Source organism: Spirabiliibacterium pneumoniae, assembly GCF_014884995.1.
GTDB lineage: Bacteria > Pseudomonadota > Gammaproteobacteria > Enterobacterales > Pasteurellaceae > Spirabiliibacterium > Spirabiliibacterium pneumoniae.
The window spans coordinates 12,862-34,183 of sequence record NZ_JABMII010000005.1; the positions used below are offsets into that span (position 1 = coordinate 12,862).

The window sequence follows — 21,322 nt, forward strand, 5'->3', positions numbered from 1 at the left end:
GTGTTTAGAAGCCGTCTAGCACGTCAAGGGCATCGGTGAGTTTTTTCACGGTGAACACTTGCATATTCGCAATGGCGTGTTTCGGTTTGTTGGCAAAGGGTACGATAGCGCGGCGAAATCCGTGTTTGGCGGCCTCACTAATGCGCTCTTGCCCACTGGCCACAGGGCGAATCTCACCTGCCAGCCCAACCTCGCCAAACACCACTAAATCCTGCGGTAAAGGACGGTTGCGCAGGCTTGAAATCAGCGCCAGTAACAAGGCTAAATCCGCTCCCGTTTCAGTCACTTTCACGCCGCCAACCACGTTGACGAACACATCTTGATCCGACATTTGCAGCCCGCCGTGGCGATGCAACACCGCCAACAATAACGCCAAGCGATTGTGTTCCAATCCCACCGCAACACGGCGCGGATTAGCCAACATAGAATGGTCAACCAACGCTTGAATTTCAACCAATAATGGGCGAGTGCCCTCCCAAATGACCATCACCGAACTGCCTGGCGTTTGCTCCTCACCGCGGCTTAAGAAAATGGCAGAAGGATTTTTCACCTCCCGCAGACCTTGCTCGGTCATCGCAAACACGCCAAGCTCATTGACCGCGCCAAAACGGTTTTTCTGGCTGCGTAAAGTGCGGTAGCGCGAATCGGCTTCGCCTTCCAGCAAAATGGAACAGTCAATGCAGTGCTCAAGCACTTTGGGGCCTGCAAGCGTACCATCTTTCGTCACATGACCCACCATAATAATCGCCACATGGTGAGTTTTAGCATAGCGCGTAAGGAATGTTGCACACTCACGCACCTGTGCCACACTACCTGGTGAAGATTGAATATCGGCCAAGTGCATCACTTGAATGGAATCGATCACCATTATTTGTGGCTTTTCTAGATCAGCGGTGGCACAAATTTGCTCAACAGACGTTTCCGACAGCATACGCAATTGATCCGTTGGCAGGCTTAAACGATTAGCGCGCATGGCCACTTGTTGCAGCGATTCTTCCCCCGTGACGTAGAGGGTTTTCATCTTTTGCGACAAAGCACACATCACCTGTAACAGCAAAGTACTTTTACCCGCCCCTGGGTGACCGCCAATCAAAATCGCACTGCCAGGCACCACACCGCCGCCAAGCACACGGTCAAGCTCATGAAACTGGCTGGAAAAGCGCGGCAGCTCTTGCAGTGAAATTTCCGAAAGCGTTTGCACTTTGCTATTTTGCTCGCCCGCATAACCACTAAAGCGGCTGCCTTTGGTCACTGCTGGCGCAATGCGCACTTCAGTGATGGTGTTCCACGCTTTGCAGGTGTGACACTGGCCTTGCCAACGGGCATATTCCGCGCCACAATCGTTACATACAAACGCTTTTTTTGCTGCTTTTGCCATAACTACCCAATGCTAAGTTGAATTAAAAAAAGGTGCCGACGAGTACAAATATTGGAATAAAACACGTTATCCAGCGCCGCACGTTGCGCCTCTTCTTGCATATTCTCAATCGCTTCAAATTTACGCAATAGCCGCACATTGAGATCAAAAAAGTGCTCATTCAGATCCAGCAACCGCACTTTACTTTTTTTCTGTATGATAGCCGCCATTGCGCTTTGTTGCGCTTGCCAAAATTGATAAAGTGCGGTCAGCTCACGCAAATCACTATCGCCTCGCAAAATAAGCTCAATCAAACTCAACTCATGTGCTAACAGGCGATCTAGATGGGTTTCATCTAACACCTTTGGCAACTGCAAAGGAGGCAGCGGTTGGCTCGGCGCAATACCACTGAGCTGATAGCCACGCTCCGCTTTGCTTAGCTGGCCGAAGCGCGCGCCATCCATGGCGGTAATGTGTGAAACAAAGGTCAACAAATCGGTTACACTGCCCTGTTTAAGTTCAAATTCAATTTCGCTAATTGGCGCACGATGTTCTCCCGAAATGATTTCCCCTTGATCAAGGGCAACTTCAATCACTGAGCCAGTGCCGAGCTCCACCGTCCACGTTTGGCGCAAAAAATCGGTGCTAAAAATGGCTTTCAGGCTGGCTTGCAACACCGTGAGTGGCGTGTCAAATTGTAACTCAGGAAATTGCGCAAAACGGCTTAAGTCTGGCTTAGGACTGGCGAGCGGCACGTTATATTCTGGCCGCTGATGCAATCCGCCTGTCACATGGCCTGAAAGTTTTAATGTCAATTCAAAGGATTGATTGATTGTGCGCACGCGCAAACCCATTTTATGGCGCGAGAAAAAACGATCATCACTGTCATAATAACAATTTCCCAGCACCGCTTGAGTGTGAGACAACAGGCGATAATCACTCATCGCTTGACTTAAGAATGTTGCAACATTTTGTTTTACAAGGAGTTTAACTTCAACTTCAGGCAACATAACGATCCTTTTATTTATATTTAGGGCTTGATTATATCAGTGTTTTTATAATTTGTGATGTCAAAAAGGCAAAAGTGCGGTTGTAACAAGGGGCACGAAAGTGATTTTTCAATGTGCAATGACGCGATTTTAGGTATAATGACACCGTTGTCACCATCCATTTTTAAGGAGTCAAACAATGCCGATCAACAATATCTTAGGGCTTTTCGCTCACTCGCCTCTTAAACCCCTTGAAAAACACTCCAAAAAAGTCAGCGAATGTTGCGATTATTTAATCCCATTTTTTGAAGCCTCGTTTGCCAAAGATTGGGAGAAAGCCGAAGCGCTGCGCGAGCAGATTTCACTGGCCGAGCGCGAAGCGGATGTATTAAAACGTGAAATTCGTCTACGCTTGCCACGCGGTCTGTTTATGCCCGTTGATCGCACTGATTTATTAGAGTTAGTGACCCAACAAGATAAACTCGCTAACTATGCCAAAGACGTTTCAGGGCGTGTGATTGGTCGCCATTTGTATATTCCTGAATCACTACAAGCGGATTTTCTTGCCTATGTCAAACGTAGCTTAGATGCCTCCCACCAAGCTAATTTGGTGATCGAAGAAATGGAAAGTTTGCTTGAAACGGGTTTTAAAGGCCGTGAATTAAGCTTTGTCAATAAGATGATTAATTCTCTCGATAGTATTGAAGATGACACCGATCACCAACAAGTTGTGTTGCGCCGTGCATTGATGGCCATTGAAGACCAATTCAAACCAATTGACGTGATTTTCTTATACAAAATCATTGAATGGATTGGGGTGCTGGCGGATCAAGCACAACGTGTAGGCTCGCGCATTGAACTTATGCTTGCGCGCTCATAACGAGGCTTCAGGCAAGGATCTTTTATGGAATTTATTGCACAATATGGGCAGTTAATTGTCATCATCACTGCTATAGCGGGACTTTTGATGGCGTTTGGTATTGGCGCCAACGATGTTTCCAATGCTATGGGCACTTCTGTTGGCTCTGGAACCATCACGGCAAAACAAGCGGTGATAATTGCGATGATCTTTGAATTTGCTGGTGCTTATTTAGCAGGTGGTGAAGTAACACAAACCATCAAAAGTGGGATTGTTGACCCCGCTTTATTTGAAGGTGAGCCACAAACGCTGGTGTTGGGAATGATGTCCGCACTGTTCTCTGCTGGCGCTTGGCTTTTGATCGCTTCCTATATGGGCTGGCCAGTATCTACTACACACTCTATTGTGGGCGCACTAATTGGATTTGCTTGTGTGACTGTTGGCCCCCATACCGTCGAATGGAGTACAGTAAAAAGCATTGTTGGCAGTTGGTTTATCACGCCAGTGATTTCAGGCATTGTAGCCTACACCATTTTCATCAGCACACAAAAGCTCATTTTCGACACTGAGACTCCGCTTGATAATGCTAAAAAATACGGTCCCTACTACATGGGATTAACAAGCTTTATTTTAAGTATTGTCACCATGACCAAGGGGTTAAAACACGTAGGATTACACCTTTCAGGCCTTGAAACCTTTTTGATCTCACTGGTGATTAGTATCTCGTCAATCATCTTTTGTTATTTCTATTTCCGCAGTAAATCATTTGAAAATCGTGTGCAAGGCGGTACATTTGGTGGCGTGGAAAAAGTTTTTAGTATTCTAATGTTGCTTACTGCGTGTTCAATGGCGTTTGCCCATGGTTCAAATGACGTAGCCAACGCTATCGGGCCGCTTTCTGCCGTAGTAGCGATTATTCATGGTGGTGGCGTGATTGCCGCCAAAAGTGCCATTGCTTGGTGGATTTTGCCTCTCGGTGCTATCGGGATTGTGTTCGGCTTAGCCTTGATGGGCTACCGCGTGATGGGTACCATCGGTGGCGGGATCACCGATCTCACCCCAAGCCGTGGGTTTTCAGCTGAATTTGCCACAGCCATCACAGTGGTTGTGGCATCTGGCACGGGCTTGCCTATTTCAACTACACAAACCTTGGTAGGTGCTGTACTTGGCGTGGGCTTTGCCCGTGGGATTGCCGCGCTTAATCTCGGCGTGATCCGCAATATTTTCGCCTCTTGGGTGATTACTTTACCTGCTGGCGCATTATTTGCTATTATTTTCTATTATTTACTGCACGCTATCTTTCACTAAGTCAATTTAGGTCGGTCAGGAGTGGCCGACCACATAACTATAAACAGGATTTCTATGAAAAATAGACTGATAACACTCGTGCTCACCACACTTTCACTTTCGCTCACCGCCCCAGTGTTGGCCGACACGCGTTATGTGACCGATGATCTCAGCACGTATATGCGCAAAGGGGCTGGTGATGAATATCGCATTTCTGGCTCGATCAAAGCGGGCGAAAAAGTTAATGTGCTCAATCAAAAAGACAAATACAGTCTCATTCGTGATAGCCGCAACCGCGAAGGTTGGATTTTAAGCAATGAACTCTCAAGTGAACCGAGTGCAAAAATTCAGGTGCCTGCGCTGAAAAACCAAATTCAAGAGTTGAGTTTGAAACTCAATAAAATTGATGAGGAATGGCAACAACGGGTGAGTGAAATGCAACGCCGCACCCGCCAAGCTGAAACCCAAAGCAGCCAATTATTAGAGCAAAATAGTCAGCTCAAACGCCAACTGGTGACAGTGCAAAACAAAAATAAAGAATATGAGGCGTTACTGAGCGCAGAAAAACAAGAAATCATTATCCGCTGGTTTTTATACGGCGGCTCGGTGATGCTCGTCGGCTTGCTGTTGGGCTTGATTATCCCACGCTTGTTCCCGCGCCGTCGCCGTGATGGCTGGGCATAATATGCAAAGTGCGGTCGACGCATCCATTTATCTTGTCGGCGGCGCAGTTCGCGATGCCCTGCTCGGCCTTGAGGTGAAAGACCGCGACTATGTCGTGGTGGGTTCCACGCCTGAGTCCATGCTACGCCAAGGCTTTCGCCAAGTAGGTGCACAATTCCCAGTGTTTTTGCACCCCGAAAGCCATGAGGAATATGCACTAGCGCGCACCGAACGCAAGGATGGCCACGGCTATCAAGGCTTTGCTTTTGATTTCACGCCCAGCGTCACCCTTGAACAAGATTTAATTCGCCGCGATTTGACCATTAACGCCATTGCGCAATCCCCAGACGGCAAATTAATTGACCCCTACGGTGGCATAAAAGATATTGAAAACCGCACTTTGCGCCACATCTCCCCCGCATTTGCGGAAGACCCACTGCGCGTGCTGCGCGTAGCACGTTTTTATGCCCGCTTTGCCCACTTAGGTTTCACCATTGCGCCCGAAACCATGGCGCTGATGCGTTGCATCACCGATAGCGGCGAACTGGCTTTTCTTACCCCCGAGCGGGTGTGGCTTGAATGCGAAAAAGCCTTAACGAGCCAAAGCCCACAATGCTTTTTCAGCGCACTGCATGCGTGTGGCGCACTGACGGTTTTAATGCCAGAAATTGAAGGGCTTTTTGGCGTGCCTAATCCCGCCAAACATCACCCCGAGATTGACAGTGGCATTCACACCCTTATGGTGCTTGAGCAAAGCGCGCGCTTGAGTGTTGATGATGACACCGCGCACAAAGTCAAAGTGCGGTTCGCCGCCCTCACCCATGATTTAGGCAAAGCACTAACTAAGCCTGAGATTTTGCCGCATCACTACGGCCATGAAGAGCGCGGCGTAAAAAGCGTTAAAGCGCTGTGCCAACGGCTGAAGGTGCCCAACACCGTGGCGCACTTTGCACAACTCAGTTGCCGCTTTCACACCCATGTTCACCGCATTATGGAGATGAAACCAAGCACCATTGTGCGCTTTTTTGATCAGATTGACGCTTGGCGTAAGCCCGATAATTTGATGGATTTAGCATTGGTGTGCCGCGCAGACTTACACGGTCGATTGGGCTTTGAAAATGCAACATACCCGCAAGCGGACATTGCACTCGCGCTATTCACCGCCGCCAACCACGTCGACGTGCAAGCCATCATCGCACAAGGCTTTCAAGGCGTACAAATCCGCGAACAGCTGACCAAAGCGCGTATAGAGCGCGTGCAGCAGGCAAAAGTGCGGTTCACTCAAGGCTAAAATCCATCACCAATGGATTGTGATCTGACGCGTCAGTCTGCTCTGTCCATGCGTTGATCACCTTGATGTCGCGCACAAAAATATGATCCAGCACGTTGTGCATAAAATGCTTGCGAAAATCAGGATTAAACTTCACTGCCTGCATGCCGTATTGTGCTACTAACCGCTGCAGCAAGCGCATCCGCCGCGCCCGCCAACTGTTGAAATCCCCCGCGAGAATAATCGGACCGTCATGCTGATTTATGATGTCAAACATGGCTTTCAGCTGCTGCTCGTAATTTTTGGGATTCCACTCAAAATTCACCAAATGCACGTTGATCACCAGCAAAGTGCGGTTATCAGGCAAGGGAAAATGTGCTGCTTGCGCAATTTTAGGAATGCGAATCCATGGCTCTTGCTCAGAGGCAATACAATAGCGCTGAGGCAAATAGGTTGCCAGCAACATCACACCAGACATATCATTATGATAAGAAAATGTGCCTGCATGAATGCCGTGCCACGACTTCTCGCGCGGCAAAAGTTGCTCGAGGTGATTATTTTGTGTAGCCTCTTGTAACAGCAAAAAATCAGCATGTTTCGCATAGTGACTCAACTTTTGCTGCCAACCCGCGTCTTCGCCTTTGTGTATGTTCCAATCCACCAAGCGAAAGCGCGTTTTGTCACGAATGGGTGCGAGGGCCGCATGTTCAAAACAGCGCAAATTATGAGTACTTTGCGCCATCAGCTCGCTATGTGCAGGAGCAGGCAGATTGATGGTGTCAATCTCTGGCTGAGAGAAAATTTTCAACGGTTTTATGTAATGATAAGCCACTGCCACTCCCAAAACGGCCACCAACAGCCACCCAATTTTACGTTTTTGTCTCATTTTCTTGCCATGCTTACATGCGTTAAAGGTAATATAACAATTTATTGCTTTACATACGAGGGGGGAATTGGTTTAATTTGCCCAATTAAATTGAAAAAAAGGACGGTTTATGGGTATTTATACCTATATTTGTTTTTTATCCGCGTTGTCCATTCTTATTGGGTTTATCACCAGCAAAATCAGTGACCGCATTCAATCAACCATTGCCATCAGTGCCGCCGCCATGGTCGGCTCTTTAGCGCTGCTGATCAGTGGTTCGCTAGGCTGGTTTAGTGTTGAAAATCTCGCCACTAATGTAATGCAACAAATTGACTTCAAAAGTTTTTTGCTTAATGGGATTTTAGGTTTTTTATTATTTGCAGGCGCTTTGGGCATTAAAATTCCGATTTTGCGCGATCAAAAATGGGAAATCACAGTCTTTGCGTTATTTTCTACCTTGGCTTCCACATTTTTTATCGGAGGGTTGATTTATCTTGCTGCACTACTTATCGCTTTACCGATACCGTTTATCTATTGTGTACTCTTTGGCGCGCTAATCTCCCCCACTGACCCGATTGCCGTGTTGGCGATCATCAAAAATTTACGCGCACCTAAGCGCCTTTCTATGCAAGTGGAAGGGGAATCTTTATTCAATGATGGCGTGGGCTTAGTGATTTTTGTCACTATTTTCACCGTGGCATTCAGTGGTCAAGAACCCACTTTAGGCGGCATTTTTAGTCTCTTTTTGCATGAAGCGATTGGCGGCATTGCCTTTGGTTTTGCCCTTGGCATTGTAGCGCATTACTTAATTTCCGCCACTGACGACGGCAGCATGGAGATTTTGCTCACGCTAACCATTCCAACCGCAGGTTTTATTTTAGCCAACCACCTGCATGTTTCGGGCGCTTTGGCAATGGTGGTCTCTGGCATTATGGTGGGCAACTGGACGCGCACCAAAGGCTTTTCAGAGCAAAGTCAACGCTATTTGGATCACTTCTGGGAAATGATCGATCACTTCCTCAATTCCCTGCTATTCTTGCTTATCGGGCTGGCGTTGTTGTTAATCACAGTATCATGGCAGAGCCTCATTTTACTGGTGCTCGCCATTCCTATTTGCCTACTGTCTCGCTATGTCAGCTTGTGGATTCCTTATAAAGTGTTTAGCTTATACCGCACTTATAACCCTTACACCTTAAAAATTATGACATGGGGCGGGTTGCGTGGCGGGCTGGCACTAGCCATGGCATTGTCTATTCCAGGTGGGGTGGCGATGCTTGGCGAAAGTGGGCTAGATGTGCGCGATGTGATTTTGGTGATGACCTACGCCGTGGTGATGTTTTCTATTTTAGTGCAAGGTGTTACCATTGAAAAAATGATTCAAGAGGCTAAAAAGGTTGACCCAAACAAAGAGGATTATCTCCGCCCAGCTAGCCGCCTTGTGAAACACAAACAAAATGATGACCTCAACGCCTATTTATCAAAATAATATGACGGATACTCAGCCTCAAGACCGCGCTCGTTTTGTGCATTTGCAAGTGCACAGCGATTTTTCAATGATTGATGGCCTCGCCAAAGTCAAGCCGCTGGTTGCGCAATGCGCCGAACACAACATGGTGGCGATGGCGCTGACCGATTTTAGTAACTTTTGTGGTTTAGTGCGCTTTTATGGTGACACATTAGGCAAAGGGATCAAGCCGATTATCGGCGTTGATGTTTTGGTGAAAAGCGAGTTGGCAGGGCAAGAGCCTTTCGCGCTCACACTGCTGGCAAAAAATAACGAAGGTTACAAGAATATCACGTTGTTGATCTCCAAAGCCTACCAGCGAGGCTATTTCAACAAGCCTTGGATCGACCAAGATTGGCTGATTGAACATAAAGCAGGGGTGATTATTCTCTCTGGTGGGCGCAACGGTGATGTGGGGCGCTTTTTAGTCAATGGTCAACAAGACGCGGCTCTGACCGCACTTTCATTTTATCAAACTCATTTCCCTGATCACTATTATCTCACGCTAGTGCGCACAGGGCGTGAAAATGAAGAGTTGTATATTCAGCACGCCATCACTTTGGCGCAAACACAGCAAATCCCCGTGGTGGCGACCAATGAAGTCTGTTTTTTAAAGCAAGATGATTTTGACGCTCACGAAATTCGCGTCGCCATTCACGACGGTTATACGCTGGATGATCCCAAACGACCACAGCTTTACAGTCCACAGCAATATCTCAAAAGTGAACAAGAGATGTGTGAGCTGTTTGCCGACATTCCACAGGCGCTGGAAAATAGCTTGCGCATTGCCGAGCGCTGCAACGTGACCATTCGCTTAGGGCAGTATTTCCTGCCGCAATTTCCAACTGGTGAACTCAGCACCGAAGACTACCTCGTCAAACGCGCACGAGAGGGCTTAGAAGAACGCCTAACCGCACTTTTCCCTGACCCTAAAGTGCGGTCGGAAAAGCGCCCCGCCTATGATGAGCGCCTGCAAGTTGAGCTAGAGGTGATTAACCAAATGGGCTTCCCTGGGTACTTTTTGATCGTGATGGAATTTATCCAATGGTCAAAAGATAACGACATTCCTGTCGGGCCAGGGCGCGGCTCAGGTGCTGGCTCACTGGTGGCTTATTCACTGAAAATCACCGACCTTGATCCACTGGCATTTGACTTACTATTCGAGCGTTTTTTGAATCCAGAGCGGGTTTCAATGCCAGACTTTGACGTTGATTTTTGTATGGACGGGCGTGACCGCGTGATTGAACACGTCGCCGATATGTACGGACGTGACGCGGTGTCACAAATTATCACCTTTGGAACCATGGCCGCTAAAGCGGTCATTCGTGATGTTGGAAGAGTGCTCGGTCACCCGTATGGCTTTGTTGATCGCATTGCCAAACTTATCCCGCCGACCCCTGGCATGACATTGGCGAAAGCCTTTGAAGAAGAGCCACAATTAGGACAAATGTATGAAAGCGATGAAGAGGTCAAAGCACTGATCGACATGGCGCGCAAGCTCGAAGGTGTGACCCGTAACGCGGGAAAACACGCCGGTGGTGTGGTGATTTCCCCGACCACTATCACTGATTTTGCCGCCCTTTATTGCGACCCAGAGGGGCTACATCCTGTCACGCATTTTGACAAAAATGACGTGGAGTATGCTGGATTAGTCAAATTTGACTTTTTAGGCCTGCGTACGCTGACCATTATTAAATGGGCAGTGGATATGATCAACGCACGCATGGCACGCGAGGGCAAAGACCCTATTGCTATTGAGCGCATCCCACTCGATGATGAGGCCTCATTCAAACTACTGCTCGATGCCCAAACCACCGCGGTGTTCCAGCTGGAATCCCGCGGTATGAAAGATTTGATCTCTCGCCTGAAACCCGACTGCTTTGAAGACATCATCGCGCTGGTGGCACTGTTCCGCCCAGGCCCGCTGCAATCAGGCATGGTGGACAATTTTATCCGCCGTAAACACGGCGAGGAAGAGATCTCATATCCTGACGCACAATACCAACACGAGTCACTTAAACCAATTTTAGAGCCGACTTATGGCATCATTCTCTACCAAGAGCAAGTAATGCAAATTGCCCAAGTGCTCGCAGGTTATACGCTTGGTGGTGCAGATTTGCTACGCCGTGCAATGGGTAAGAAAAAACCTGAAGAAATGGCTAAACAACGCAGTGTGTTTGAGCAAGGTGCAATCAAAAACAACATCGACGGTGATTTGTCGATGAAGATTTTCGACTTGGTGGAAAAATTCGCTGGCTACGGCTTTAACAAATCTCACTCTGCGGCTTATGCGCTGGTGTCTTACCAAACGCTATGGCTTAAAGCACACTTCCCTGCGGAATTTATGGCAGCAGTGATGACCTCCGAGATGGACAACACTGATAAGATCGTCGGTTTTTATGACGAATGTTTGCGCATGGGGCTGACGGTGCTGCCGCCAGATATCAACAACGGACAATACCGTTTTAGCGTGAATGAAAAAGGCGAAATTGTCTATGGCTTAGGCGCGATAAAAGGCGTGGGTGAAGCGCCTATTCGCACCATTATTGAAGCACGCGAGCAAGACGGGCGCTTTAAAGATCTCTTCGATCTCTGCGCGCGGGTCGATTTGAAAAAAATCAACCGCCGCACGTTTGACAGCCTGATTATCTCAGGCGCGTTTGACAAACTCGGCCCGCACCGCGCGGCGCTAGCGAAAAACTTACAAGATGCGCTTAAAGCCTCCGACCAACACGCTAAAGATGAAGCCATGGGGCAAGCGGATATGTTCGGGGTGCTCACTCAAGCACCTGAAGAAGTAGAAATTGCCTACGCCAACACGCCAAAATGGTCAGAAAAAACCATTCTTGAAGGCGAGCGCGACACATTGGGGCTTTATCTCAGCTCCCACCCGATCAGCCCGTATTTAAAGGAGCTGTCGCACTATTGCAAAAACCGCATCAGTGACCTACAACCAACCCGTCGTGGCCAGCTTGACAGTGCCTGCGGGCTGATTGTTAACTCGCGTATCGCCGTGACGAAAAAAGGCAACCGCATTGGCATCATCACTCTCGATGACCGCTCTGGACGACTTGATGCCACACTCTTTGGCGAAACTTTAGAGCAATACGGGCAATTTTTAAGCAAAGATAACATCGTAATTCTCACTGGTCAAATTAGCTATGACGACTATTCTCAAGGCAATCGCATGAATGTACGCGAGCTGCAAACACTCGATCAAGCGCGCACGCGCTATGCCAAAAGTTTAGCCCTCAGTGTCAGTGAAAGCGTTTTAACACCGCACTTTGTCAGTGAGCTTAAAAACACGCTCAGCCCACACAGCGAAGGCGTGCTGCCCGTGCATATCTATTATCACAGCCGCCATGGGCGAGCGCGTCTCCACTTAGGCACTCAGTGGCGGATCACACCAAACGACACTCTGCTTGATCACTTATATGCCATGCTCGGTGAACAACAAGTGGAGCTGGAATTTGATTAATCTGTGCTATACTGCGAAAATACACCAAAACACCTTGATTTAAGGATATATGATGAGCCAAGAATTTTTAGATTTTGAATTACCGATCGCCGAATTAGAGGCCAAAATTGAGTCGTTGCGCGCGGTCACTCACGAAGATGACAAAATCAATCTTGATGATGAAATCAAACGCTTACGCAAGAAAAGCGAAGAACTGACCAAAAAAACCTTTGCCAATCTTGACCCATGGCAAGTGTCTAAAATGGCGCGCCACCCACAGCGCCCTCACACGCTCGATTACATCAGTGAAATTTTCACCGAATTTGAAGAGCTTGCAGGAGATCGCGCTTTTGCAGACGATAAAGCCATTGTTGGGGGCATTGCTCGCCTTGATGGCAAGCCTGTGATGGTGATTGGTCATCAAAAAGGACGCAGCGTGAAGGAAAAAGTTTATCGTAATTTTGGTATGCCTGCACCTGAAGGTTACCGCAAGGCGCTGCGCTTGATGCAATTGGCTGAGCGTTTTAACATGCCGATCATCACCTTTATCGACACCCCAGGTGCCTACCCTGGTGTGGGCGCAGAAGAGCGCGGCCAATCTGAGGCTATTGCACGCAATTTACGTGAGATGTCAACCTTAAAAGTCCCCGTGGTGTGTACAGTAATTGGCGAAGGCGGCTCAGGTGGTGCGCTGGCCATTGGTGTGGGAGATAAAGTCAATATGCTGCAATACAGCACCTATTCCGTCATCTCGCCTGAAGGCTGTGCATCTATTTTATGGAAAAGTGCGGAAAAAGCGCCACTGGCCGCTGAAGCAATGGGCATTACAGCTAAACGCTTAAAAGAGCTTAAACTCATTGACAATATTATTAAAGAGCCACTAGGTGGCGCCCATCGTGATGTGCCAGCGATGGCGCAACAGCTGAAAGCCCGCATTGTTGCTGATCTCAATGAATTAAGCACCCTAGACAGCGATGCGCTGCTCACTCGACGCTATGAGCGGTTGATGAGCTATGGCTACTGCTAAGGTACATCCATGAAAAATGTGTTATCGATTCAATCCCATGTGGTTTATGGCTATGCGGGCAACAAAGCCGCCGCGCTGCCAATGCAGTTATTAGGCGTGGATGTGTGGCCGTTAAATACCGTGCAATTTTCCAACCATACCCAATACCAAAAATGGAAAGGCATGGTGATCCCCAAAGAACAGATCGCGGAGATCACACAAGGCATCGCAGAAATTGACGCCCTACACGAGTGCGACGCGGTGCTTTCAGGCTACATTGGCGCAGCAGAACAAGGCCAAGAAATATTAAACACCGTGCAGCGTGTTAAAGCGCTGAATCCCAATGCGCTCTATTTTTGTGACCCCGTGATGGGGCACCCAGACAAAGGCTGCATTGTCGCCCCAGGGGTTGCCGAATTTTTAATTCATGACGCCGTAGCGCAGGCGGATATTCTTGCGCCAAATTTAATTGAATTGCGTGAGCTAACTGGCTTAACCGTTGAAAATTTCAGCGGTGCGCTCAACGCCATTGAGCACTTGATCAACCGTGGGGTGAAAAAAGTGCTGGTGAAGCACTTAAGCAAAGTCGGCAAAGACAGTTCCAAATTTGAGATGATCCTCGCAACACACGCGGGTATTTGGCACATCAGCCGCCCGTTGCATGAGTTTGTCGCGCGTGAGCCTGTCGGCGTGGGGGATTTGACCAGTGGCGTGTTTTTGGCCAACTTGCTTAACGGCATGGATGATGTCAGTGCCTTTGAACACACCGCCAATGCCGTCAATGATGTGATGAGCGCCACCCAGCGTGCGGGCAAATATGAATTGCAAATTGTCGCAGCACGGCGTGAAATTATGCAGCCGCAAAGCAACTACCGCGCTGAGAAAATCGCCTAAGGTCTAGCTGTGGCGCTGTATTCCAACTTTTGTGCCACACTCGCACGCTATGCTCCACGGCAAATGCGTTTCCTGCTCGCTTTCAGTGGCGGGCTGGATTCAACCGCACTTTTGCTGTTGTTCGCCCAATTTAAACGCCAACACCCTCACATTCAGCTGCGCGCAGTGCATATCCACCATGGTTTAAGCCCACAGGCCGACGCATGGGCTGAACACTGCCAAAGCGTATGTAAACAACTCAGCGTACCGCTGATTCTTGAGCGAGTGCACGTCAACTCACAAAATATTGAAGCACACGCCAGAGTGGCGCGTTACGCCACGTTTCGTCGGTTATGCCTCCCTAATGAATATCTTGTCACCGCGCATCACGCCCAAGATCAAAGCGAAACCTTTTTGCTCGCGCTTAAGCGTGGCAGCGGCCTGCAAGGCTTAAGCGCCATGCCCGTGCTGAAACTCTGTGACGAGATGGTGCATTTTCGCCCACTGCTGACGCAAACGCGCGATAGCCTGCTTGCCTTTGTGCAAGCGCACAACGTGGCGTGGGTGGAGGATGAAAGCAACACTGACACACGTTTTGATCGCAACTTTCTTAGGCATACGGTTTTGCCGCCACTACGTCAGCGCTGGAGGCAGATTGACCGCATGATCGCCCAAAGTGCCGAGCTGTGCGCGCAGCAGCATACGTTGTTGTGTGAACTGTTGCAACCGCACTTTACACCGCATTTTAATCCTGATGATGGCAGTTTTGCTACTGCGCCATTGAGCACACTCTCCCCTGCGTTACAACAGGCGTTGCTGCGTCACTGGCTTGCATATTTTCTGCCCACACCGCCGAGCCAAAAACAGCTGGCTGCGGTGCTTGAAAGTGTGGTTGGTGCGAAATGCGACGCGTGCCCGCAGGTGAGCATCGGTGAAATGGTGGTGCGGCGTTTTCAAGGTCGGCTGTATCTGACACCGCACTTTGCCCCCACTCGACACTGGCAAGGCTGGCTGCAAGACAGGCAAAGCCTCACGCTGCCTGACGGGCTTGGGCAATTGATGTTAATTCAAGGAACGCTTCGCTGGAATGACCGCACTTTTTCCCTGCCTGTTGTGACTGATCGTGTGCAAGTGCGGTTTGATTACAGTGGCAAAGTGCGGTTGCGCCCGAATACTTGCAATACAGACATCAAAAAACTGTGGCAAAAATGGGCCATTCCACCTTGGCAACGCACACGCACGCCGTTGATTTTTATTGACGACAAACTGATTGCCGCCCTTGGGGTGTTCAACGTACAGATATAAAAAATCCGCCACAAGGGCGGATTTTCAACGTCAAAGTGCGGTTAAATCGCCCAGTGCCCAGCATAAAATGCAACCAACGCGATGGCGATGATCACGGTGCCGACATTGAGCTTTTTAAATTCGCCCGACACAATGCGCCCAATCACGAGGCTAGCAAAGCCGAGCATAATGCCAGTGACGATGTTGGCAGTCAACACGATAAAGACGGCGCAAATTAAGCCGCTCATCGCACCAACAAAATCATTAAAATCCAATTTTGACACGTTGCTTAACATCAACAGACCAACGTACATCAACGCAGGCGCGGTAGCATAAGCAGGCACAATAAATGCCAGTGGTTGGAAAAAGATCATTAACAGGAATAGCACGCCCACCACAATCGCCGTGATGCCTGTTTTGCCCCCTGCTGCGGTGCCTGCGGCGGATTCAATATACACAGCTGCAGGTGCAGTGCCTAAGAAACCTGAAAGCACACTGCTTACGGAGTCTGAAGTCAGCGCTTTGCCGCCGTTAATGATTTGCCCTTGTTTGTCAAGCAAATTACCTTGACCAGCCACCGCGCGGATAGTACCTGTGGCATCAAATACAGCGGTCATCACCAGCGCAAACACCACGGGTAAAATGGCGGGTTGCAGCGCGCCTAAAATATCCAACTCCATCACTAACGAATGTTCACCAAATGAGGGCTGTTTAAAGATTTCACCGTTAAAGGTGACGGCAGGGTCGGCTACTAAGCCGATGATGGTAATAGCGATAATTACCAATAAAATACCGCCTTTTACTTTTAGCTTTTCAAGCCCAATAGTGACCGCTAAACCAAGCAACGCCATCATTACAGGAAACGAGGTAAAATCCCCCATTTTAACTGGCAGGCCTGCATCATTTTTAATCACTAAGCCCACACCATTGGCAGCGATCAACAACAAAAATAGCCCGATACCTATGCCTGCACCGTTAGCAATCGCACTTGGCAGGTTGCGCAAAATCCAACTGCGAATACCTGTCACACTAATCAAGGTGAACACCACCCCCATTAAAAATACCGCACCAAGCGCAACAGGAATACTCACCTGCTGGCCGAGCACTAAACTAAATGCGGTAAACGCCGTAAGCGAAATGGCACAGCCAATCGCCATCGGTGCATTGGCCCAAAAACCTATTAAAATCGAACCTAGGCCTGCAACCAAGCAGGTTGCGATAAAAACGGATTCGGGTGGAAAACCTGCGGCGCTAAGCATATTGGGCACCACGATCACAGAATAAACCATTGCCAAAAAGGTGGTTAAACCCGCAATCACCTCTTGGCGGACATTGCTGCCGCGAGATGACAAAGAGAAATGTTTGTCGAGCCAACCGCGCTCGCTCGATGGAGTTTGAGCATTCATAAAAGTTCCTTTGGTTAGAAAAAGTGCGGTGCTATTTTACTCAATGCTGGATTAATAATCCATCAGCTTATTCAAAATTTTTGCAACAGTGTTTTTTGTTTTAATTGATGCTTTTTTTGTGACGTTGAGCAATGCAATTTACAGCAAAACGCTATAAACTAAAGCGAATTATTTTCAGAGGATTAAATTATGGCAATTTTAGTTACAGGTGGCGCAGGCTACATTGGTTCTCATACAGTGCTAGAGTTATTAAACGCAGGTCAAGAGGTTGTCGTGCTTGATAATCTTTCCAATTCTAGCGCTAAATCCATTGAACGTGTTGCGCAACTCAGCGGCAAAACCATTCCATTTTGTGTCGCCGACATCAATGATAGCGACGCCTTGCAAAATATTTTCAAGCAATATGCAATCTCGGCGGTTATTCATTTTGCAGGGCTTAAAGCGGTGGGAGAAAGCGTACAAAAACCGATCGAATACTATCGCAATAATGTTGAAGGCACGCTGAATTTGATCGATGAAATGCGCAATGCAGGCGTGTTCACTCTTGTGTTTAGCTCATCTGCCACCGTGTATGGCGATCCGCAAACCGTGCCGATTACCGAAAATTGCCCTGTGGGAGGCACCACTAACCCGTACGGCACATCAAAATTTATGGTTGAGCGCATTTTAACCGACGTAGTCGCCTCCGATCCACGCTGGAGCGTGACCTTATTGCGTTATTTTAACCCAGTGGGGGCGCACCCAAGTGGCCAAATCGGGGAAGATCCAAACGGCATTCCAAACAACTTGCTGCCGTATATCAGCCAAGTAGCGATTGGCAAACTCAAAGAGCTGTCGATTTTCGGCAATGATTACAACACGCCAGACGGCACAGGGGTGCGCGACTACATCCACGTGGTTGATCTTGCGCTCGGGCACTTGAAAGCGCTGGATCGCCACCAAGATGACAGCGGTTTGCATATTTATAATTTGGGCACAGGGCAAGGCTACTCCGTACTGGATATGGTGCATGCCTTTGAAAATGCTAATCAGATCAAAATTCCATACTGCATTGTGCCACGCCGCCCAGGCGACATCGCCACATGCTATTCCGACCCAAGCCGCGCCGCGCGTGAACTGGGCTGGAAAACACAGTTTAGCCTTGAGCAGATGATGCAAGACACGTGGAATTGGCAAAAAAATAACCCGAACGGCTACAACGACTAACCCTAAACCGCACTTTTGATACAAATACAAAGTGCGGTTTGTTTGAGGACTTTTCATGAGCGCGCAAACGCCAACCTTAATGCAACAGATTTTCACCCGCCGAATGCTGATCTGCCTTTTTGTGGGATTCAGCTCTGGCCTGCCACTGTATATCATTATCTCGCTGATTCCGCTGTGGTTGCGCACCCAAGAAGTGGATTTGAAAACCATCGGTTTTTTTGCTCTCACTGGATTGCCGTATATTTGGAAATTTCTCTGGTCGCCGATACTCGACCGCTATGTCCCTCCCTTTCTTGGTCGTCGGCGCGGCTGGATGCTGATTTCACAAGTGTTGTTAATCGTCTCACTTGGTCTTTTTGGCTTTCTTGACCCGAAAGAACACAGCCAGCTTTCACTGATTGCCGCTCTTGCCACACTGGTGGCGTTTTTTTCCGCAACGCAAGATATTGTCATTGATGCTTATCGGCGTGAAATCCTGCCTGATGCAGAGCTGGGCTTGGGCAACTCTTTGAGTGTGAATGCTTATCGCATTGCAGGCTTTGTTCCTGGTTCATTATCCTTGATCTTAGCCGACATTCTGCCGTGGCGCAGCGTGTTTATGATCACCGCACTTTTCATGTTGCCTGGCATTTTAATGACCTTATTTTTAGCGTTTGAGCCAAAAATTGAGCTTGGGCGCAACCGTACTTTGCGCGCGATGGTGCTTGAGCCTTTCAACGAATTTTTCACCCGCAAAGGCGTCCTCTCAGCGCTGGGCATTTTGCTGTTTATCTTTTTGTATAAAATTGGCGACACGATGGCCACCGCACTGATCACGCCGTTTTATTATGATATGGGCTTTAGTAAAACCCAAATTGGACTGGTGGTGAAAAATGCTTCCGTTTGGCCGATGTTGCTCGCGGGCATTGCTGGCGGCGTGATTATGCTCAAAATTGGCATTAACCGTGCGCTGTGGCTGTTTGGGCTGGTGCAAATTGTCACTATTTTAGGCTTTGCGTGGCTGGCATCTTTCGGGCATTTTGACGTGGTGGACACGAAAGCGTTGGTCGCTTTAACCATTGTGGTAGCGGCCGAATACATTGGCATTGGGCTCGGTACCGCCGCCTTTGTGGCGTTTATGGCGCGCGAAACCAATCCGCTTTACACCGCCACACAGCTTGCCTTGATGACCAGCCTAGCCGCCCTGCCGCGCACCATTTTCAACTCCTTTGCAGGCGCTTTAATTGAATTTTTTGGCTACTATCACTACTTTTGGTTCTGCTTCGCCATCGCCATTCCTGGCATGCTTTGCCTGATGTGGGCAGCACCTTGGAACGACAAAACGCGCGATCCAAATAAAAGTGCGGTTTAAAAATTATCTTTCGCTTGGCGCAGTTGCGTAAATTGCGCCACTGTTTGCGCTTGTAAAAATGGATTAATTTTACGCTCTTGCGCCAGTGTGCTCGGCAATGATGGCTTGCCTTGCGCGCGCAATTTTTCAACGCGTGCCATAGCCTCTGTGATTACCGCACTTGGCTTAACCGCCTGCGCGAAGCGTAAATTTGCCAACGTGTATTCATGGGCAGGGCAGATGATCGTCTCTGCTGGCAAGTCATTGAGCCGCTGCAAGCCTGCAAACATCGCCGCATAATCGCCTGTGAATACCCGCCCGCAACCTGCAGAGAACAAGCTGTCGCCACAAAACAAGTGCCCTTCTATAAAATAGCTGACATGGCCAGCCGTATGCCCAAACGTTGGGATTACCGCCACCGTATAACCACCTATGGTCAACGTGCTATCTGGTACAACACAATGAAAACCACCTTGCACCTCTTCGGGCGCATACACAGGCAATGTGGGGTATTGGCTTAAAATGCCATCAATGCCGCCCGTGTGATCGCCATGATTGTGCGTAATCAAAATGGCTACAGGTTCAATAGTGCGCGCGCTGAGATAATCCAACACAGGTTGTGTTTCAGCAGGATCAATAATCAACACGCCACGCTGATGGCTTTGATAAAGCCAAATATAGTTGTCATTTAACGCATTTAATGGTATCAACATAATATATGTCCTTCACTATTGGGAGAATGCTATGCGGCGCGCTAAATCCAGCATGCCACTTCGTCAGCCATACAGCTGGCAACAACTCAAACAAGGCGAACGCTATTGTCAGGCATTGAGCGCATTTTTCATGCCGTGGGCGAATAAGCGCAAAGGGTTGTCTCACGCATTTCTCGGCAATCTCAGTGGTGAAATTATCGCGCCTGATACACAAAACATTCATTTACAACTCAGCCCCGATCCTGCGCACTTCACTCACAACCCAGCTCGTGTGCTCCTACAAGCAGATCTCCATCACCTGCCGTTAGTGGAAAACTGTGTGGATAACTGCTGGCTTATCAACACCTTAAATTTCAGCCCTGACCCGCACCAAGTGCTGCGTGAGGTCAACCGTGTGCTCTGCGATGACGGCTATCTTTTTCTGTCGCTTTTCAACCCATGCAGCACTCTTGTATGCAAACGCCATTTTCAAGATCAACACAGGCACGACCGCACTTTGCCTTTTCGCCAGTTTATTCTTTGGCGTGTGATCGACTGGCTGGATTTGTTAGGCTTTGAAATCATCGAACAAGCCTCTCTCGCACGCCTATCCCTACTTTCAGGCAATCACTTGCGCGTCATTGTTGCGCGCAAAACGGTGCTATCGCCAACCTTGAATACCGAAAAAGTGCGGTTTCGCCAGCCCCTGTTGCAACCAAGTGCCGCGCTGACCTCCCGTCAAAGTGCTTCTTCGCACACCTCAACGTAACCTTCATCACGCTGTGTTGGGTTTTCAGCACCTTGCCGAGCCAACGCGTCCACCCGTTCATTTTCGGTGTGCCCCGCGTGCCCTTTCACCCACTGCCATTCAATTTGATGGCGCGCAATAGCGATATCTAATCGCTGCCATAAATCCTTATTTTTCACTGGCTGCTTCGCGCTCGTGCGCCAATTATTACGTTTCCAGTTGTGAATCCACTGATTAATGCCATTTTTCATGTATTGGCTGTCACTGTAAAGCACCACATGACACGCCCGCTTAAGCGATTCGAGTGCCACAATCACCGCCAAAAGCTCCATGCGATTATTAGTAGAACACATAAACCCTTGCGAAATCGTTTTTTCGTGCTGTTTATAACGTAACAACACGCCTATGCCGCCAGGACCAGGGTTACCCAAACAGGATCCATCGGTGAATATTTCAATCTTATCTGTCACTGTGATAAACTCCTTAACCACGCAAGAATACCTTAAAATTGTCAAAATCCCTAGCG

18 protein-coding genes are annotated in these 21,322 nt (G+C 48.6%); 12 read left to right on the forward strand and 6 right to left on the reverse strand.

The annotated features are described in order from the left end of the window. Positions 1-4 precede the first annotated feature (4 nt). Positions 5-1,378 carry a DNA repair protein RadA gene (gene radA / locus HPC38_RS04430; protein WP_208120082.1) on the reverse strand — a complete coding sequence of 458 codons (1,374 nt, stop codon included), beginning with the start codon at positions 1,376-1,378 and terminating at the stop codon, positions 5-7. A gap of 2 nt (positions 1,379-1,380) precedes the next feature. Continuing rightward, positions 1,381-2,367: a CYTH domain-containing protein gene (locus HPC38_RS04435; RefSeq protein ID WP_208120083.1), complete on the reverse strand. Its 987-nt coding sequence runs from the start codon at positions 2,365-2,367 to the stop codon at positions 1,381-1,383. 178 nt (positions 2,368-2,545) lie between these two features. Between HPC38_RS04435 and HPC38_RS04440 the strand changes: the two genes are divergently transcribed. From HPC38_RS04440 to HPC38_RS04455, 4 genes are read left to right on the forward strand one after another with little or no spacing between them, the layout of a single operon-like run. Next, the gene (locus HPC38_RS04440) at positions 2,546-3,226 is read left to right on the forward strand and encodes a TIGR00153 family protein (RefSeq protein WP_208120084.1); all 681 of its coding nucleotides are present in this window, start codon (positions 2,546-2,548) and stop codon (positions 3,224-3,226) included. Between the two features lie 24 nt (positions 3,227-3,250). After that, positions 3,251-4,513, forward strand: coding sequence for an inorganic phosphate transporter (locus HPC38_RS04445; RefSeq protein WP_208120085.1), 1,263 nt, complete (start codon positions 3,251-3,253; stop codon positions 4,511-4,513). A gap of 54 nt (positions 4,514-4,567) precedes the next feature. After that, entirely contained in the window at positions 4,568-5,176 is a 609-nt protein-coding gene (locus HPC38_RS04450; RefSeq protein WP_208120086.1) for a TIGR04211 family SH3 domain-containing protein, read from the forward strand. Further along, positions 5,163-6,446: a multifunctional CCA addition/repair protein gene (locus HPC38_RS04455; RefSeq protein WP_235977631.1), complete on the forward strand. Its 1,284-nt coding sequence runs from the start codon at positions 5,163-5,165 to the stop codon at positions 6,444-6,446. Before HPC38_RS04450 ends, HPC38_RS04455 begins: the two co-directional genes overlap by 14 nt. Here the strand turns inward: HPC38_RS04455 and HPC38_RS04460 are convergent. Beyond that, positions 6,433-7,311: an endonuclease/exonuclease/phosphatase family protein gene (locus HPC38_RS04460; RefSeq protein ID WP_208120087.1), complete on the reverse strand. Its 879-nt coding sequence runs from the start codon at positions 7,309-7,311 to the stop codon at positions 6,433-6,435. The two genes, HPC38_RS04455 and HPC38_RS04460, sit on opposite strands and share 14 nt — an antisense overlap. A 109-nt stretch (positions 7,312-7,420) precedes the next feature. Here HPC38_RS04460 and HPC38_RS04465 point away from each other — a divergent pair, with 109 nt between their 5' ends. Genes HPC38_RS04465 through tilS form a run of 5 tightly spaced genes read left to right on the forward strand, consistent with a single transcriptional unit; the run spans position 7,421 to position 15,435 of the window. After that, complete coding sequence (locus HPC38_RS04465) at positions 7,421-8,776, forward strand: cation:proton antiporter (protein ID WP_208120088.1); 1,356 nt, start codon at positions 7,421-7,423, stop codon at positions 8,774-8,776. Position 8,777: 1 nt separating this feature from the next. Next, entirely contained in the window at positions 8,778-12,272 is a 3,495-nt protein-coding gene (gene dnaE / locus HPC38_RS04470) for a DNA polymerase III subunit alpha (RefSeq protein WP_208120196.1), read from the forward strand. A 52-nt stretch (positions 12,273-12,324) separates the two neighbouring features. Next, positions 12,325-13,278 carry an acetyl-CoA carboxylase carboxyl transferase subunit alpha gene (accA, locus tag HPC38_RS04475; RefSeq protein WP_208120089.1) on the forward strand — a complete coding sequence of 318 codons (954 nt, stop codon included), beginning with the start codon at positions 12,325-12,327 and terminating at the stop codon, positions 13,276-13,278. Between the two features lie 9 nt (positions 13,279-13,287). Continuing rightward, positions 13,288-14,151 carry a pyridoxal kinase PdxY gene (gene pdxY, locus HPC38_RS04480; protein ID WP_208120090.1) on the forward strand — a complete coding sequence of 288 codons (864 nt, stop codon included), beginning with the start codon at positions 13,288-13,290 and terminating at the stop codon, positions 14,149-14,151. A gap of 9 nt (positions 14,152-14,160) precedes the next feature. Then, on the forward strand, positions 14,161-15,435 hold the full coding sequence (gene tilS, locus HPC38_RS04485) for a tRNA lysidine(34) synthetase TilS (RefSeq protein ID WP_328805235.1): 1,275 nt from the start codon (positions 14,161-14,163) through the stop codon (positions 15,433-15,435). 41 nt (positions 15,436-15,476) lie between these two features. Here tilS and HPC38_RS04490 read toward each other — a convergent pair whose 3' ends face one another. Continuing rightward, a complete protein-coding gene (locus tag HPC38_RS04490) occupies positions 15,477-16,820 on the reverse strand; it encodes an NCS2 family permease (RefSeq protein ID WP_208120091.1) in 1,344 nt (447 codons plus the stop codon). A gap of 189 nt (positions 16,821-17,009) precedes the next feature. Here HPC38_RS04490 and galE point away from each other — a divergent pair, with 189 nt between their 5' ends. After that, positions 17,010-18,026, forward strand: a complete 1,017-nt coding sequence (gene galE / locus HPC38_RS04495; protein ID WP_208120092.1) for a UDP-glucose 4-epimerase GalE — start codon at positions 17,010-17,012, stop codon at positions 18,024-18,026. A gap of 55 nt (positions 18,027-18,081) precedes the next feature. Then, the gene (locus HPC38_RS04500; protein ID WP_208120093.1) at positions 18,082-19,377 is read left to right on the forward strand and encodes an AmpG family muropeptide MFS transporter; all 1,296 of its coding nucleotides are present in this window, start codon (positions 18,082-18,084) and stop codon (positions 19,375-19,377) included. Here the strand turns inward: HPC38_RS04500 and gloB are convergent. Next, a complete protein-coding gene (gene gloB / locus HPC38_RS04505) occupies positions 19,374-20,069 on the reverse strand; it encodes a hydroxyacylglutathione hydrolase (RefSeq protein WP_208120094.1) in 696 nt (231 codons plus the stop codon). The two genes, HPC38_RS04500 and gloB, sit on opposite strands and share 4 nt — an antisense overlap. Positions 20,070-20,100: 31 nt before the next feature. Between gloB and HPC38_RS04510 the strand changes: the two genes are divergently transcribed. After that, entirely contained in the window at positions 20,101-20,817 is a 717-nt protein-coding gene (locus HPC38_RS04510; protein WP_208120095.1) for a methyltransferase domain-containing protein, read from the forward strand. Here HPC38_RS04510 and rnhA read toward each other — a convergent pair. After that, on the reverse strand, positions 20,787-21,266 hold the full coding sequence (gene rnhA / locus HPC38_RS04515) for a ribonuclease HI (protein ID WP_208120096.1): 480 nt from the start codon (positions 21,264-21,266) through the stop codon (positions 20,787-20,789). The genes HPC38_RS04510 and rnhA overlap by 31 nt on opposite strands. Positions 21,267-21,322: the final 56 nt, after the last annotated feature.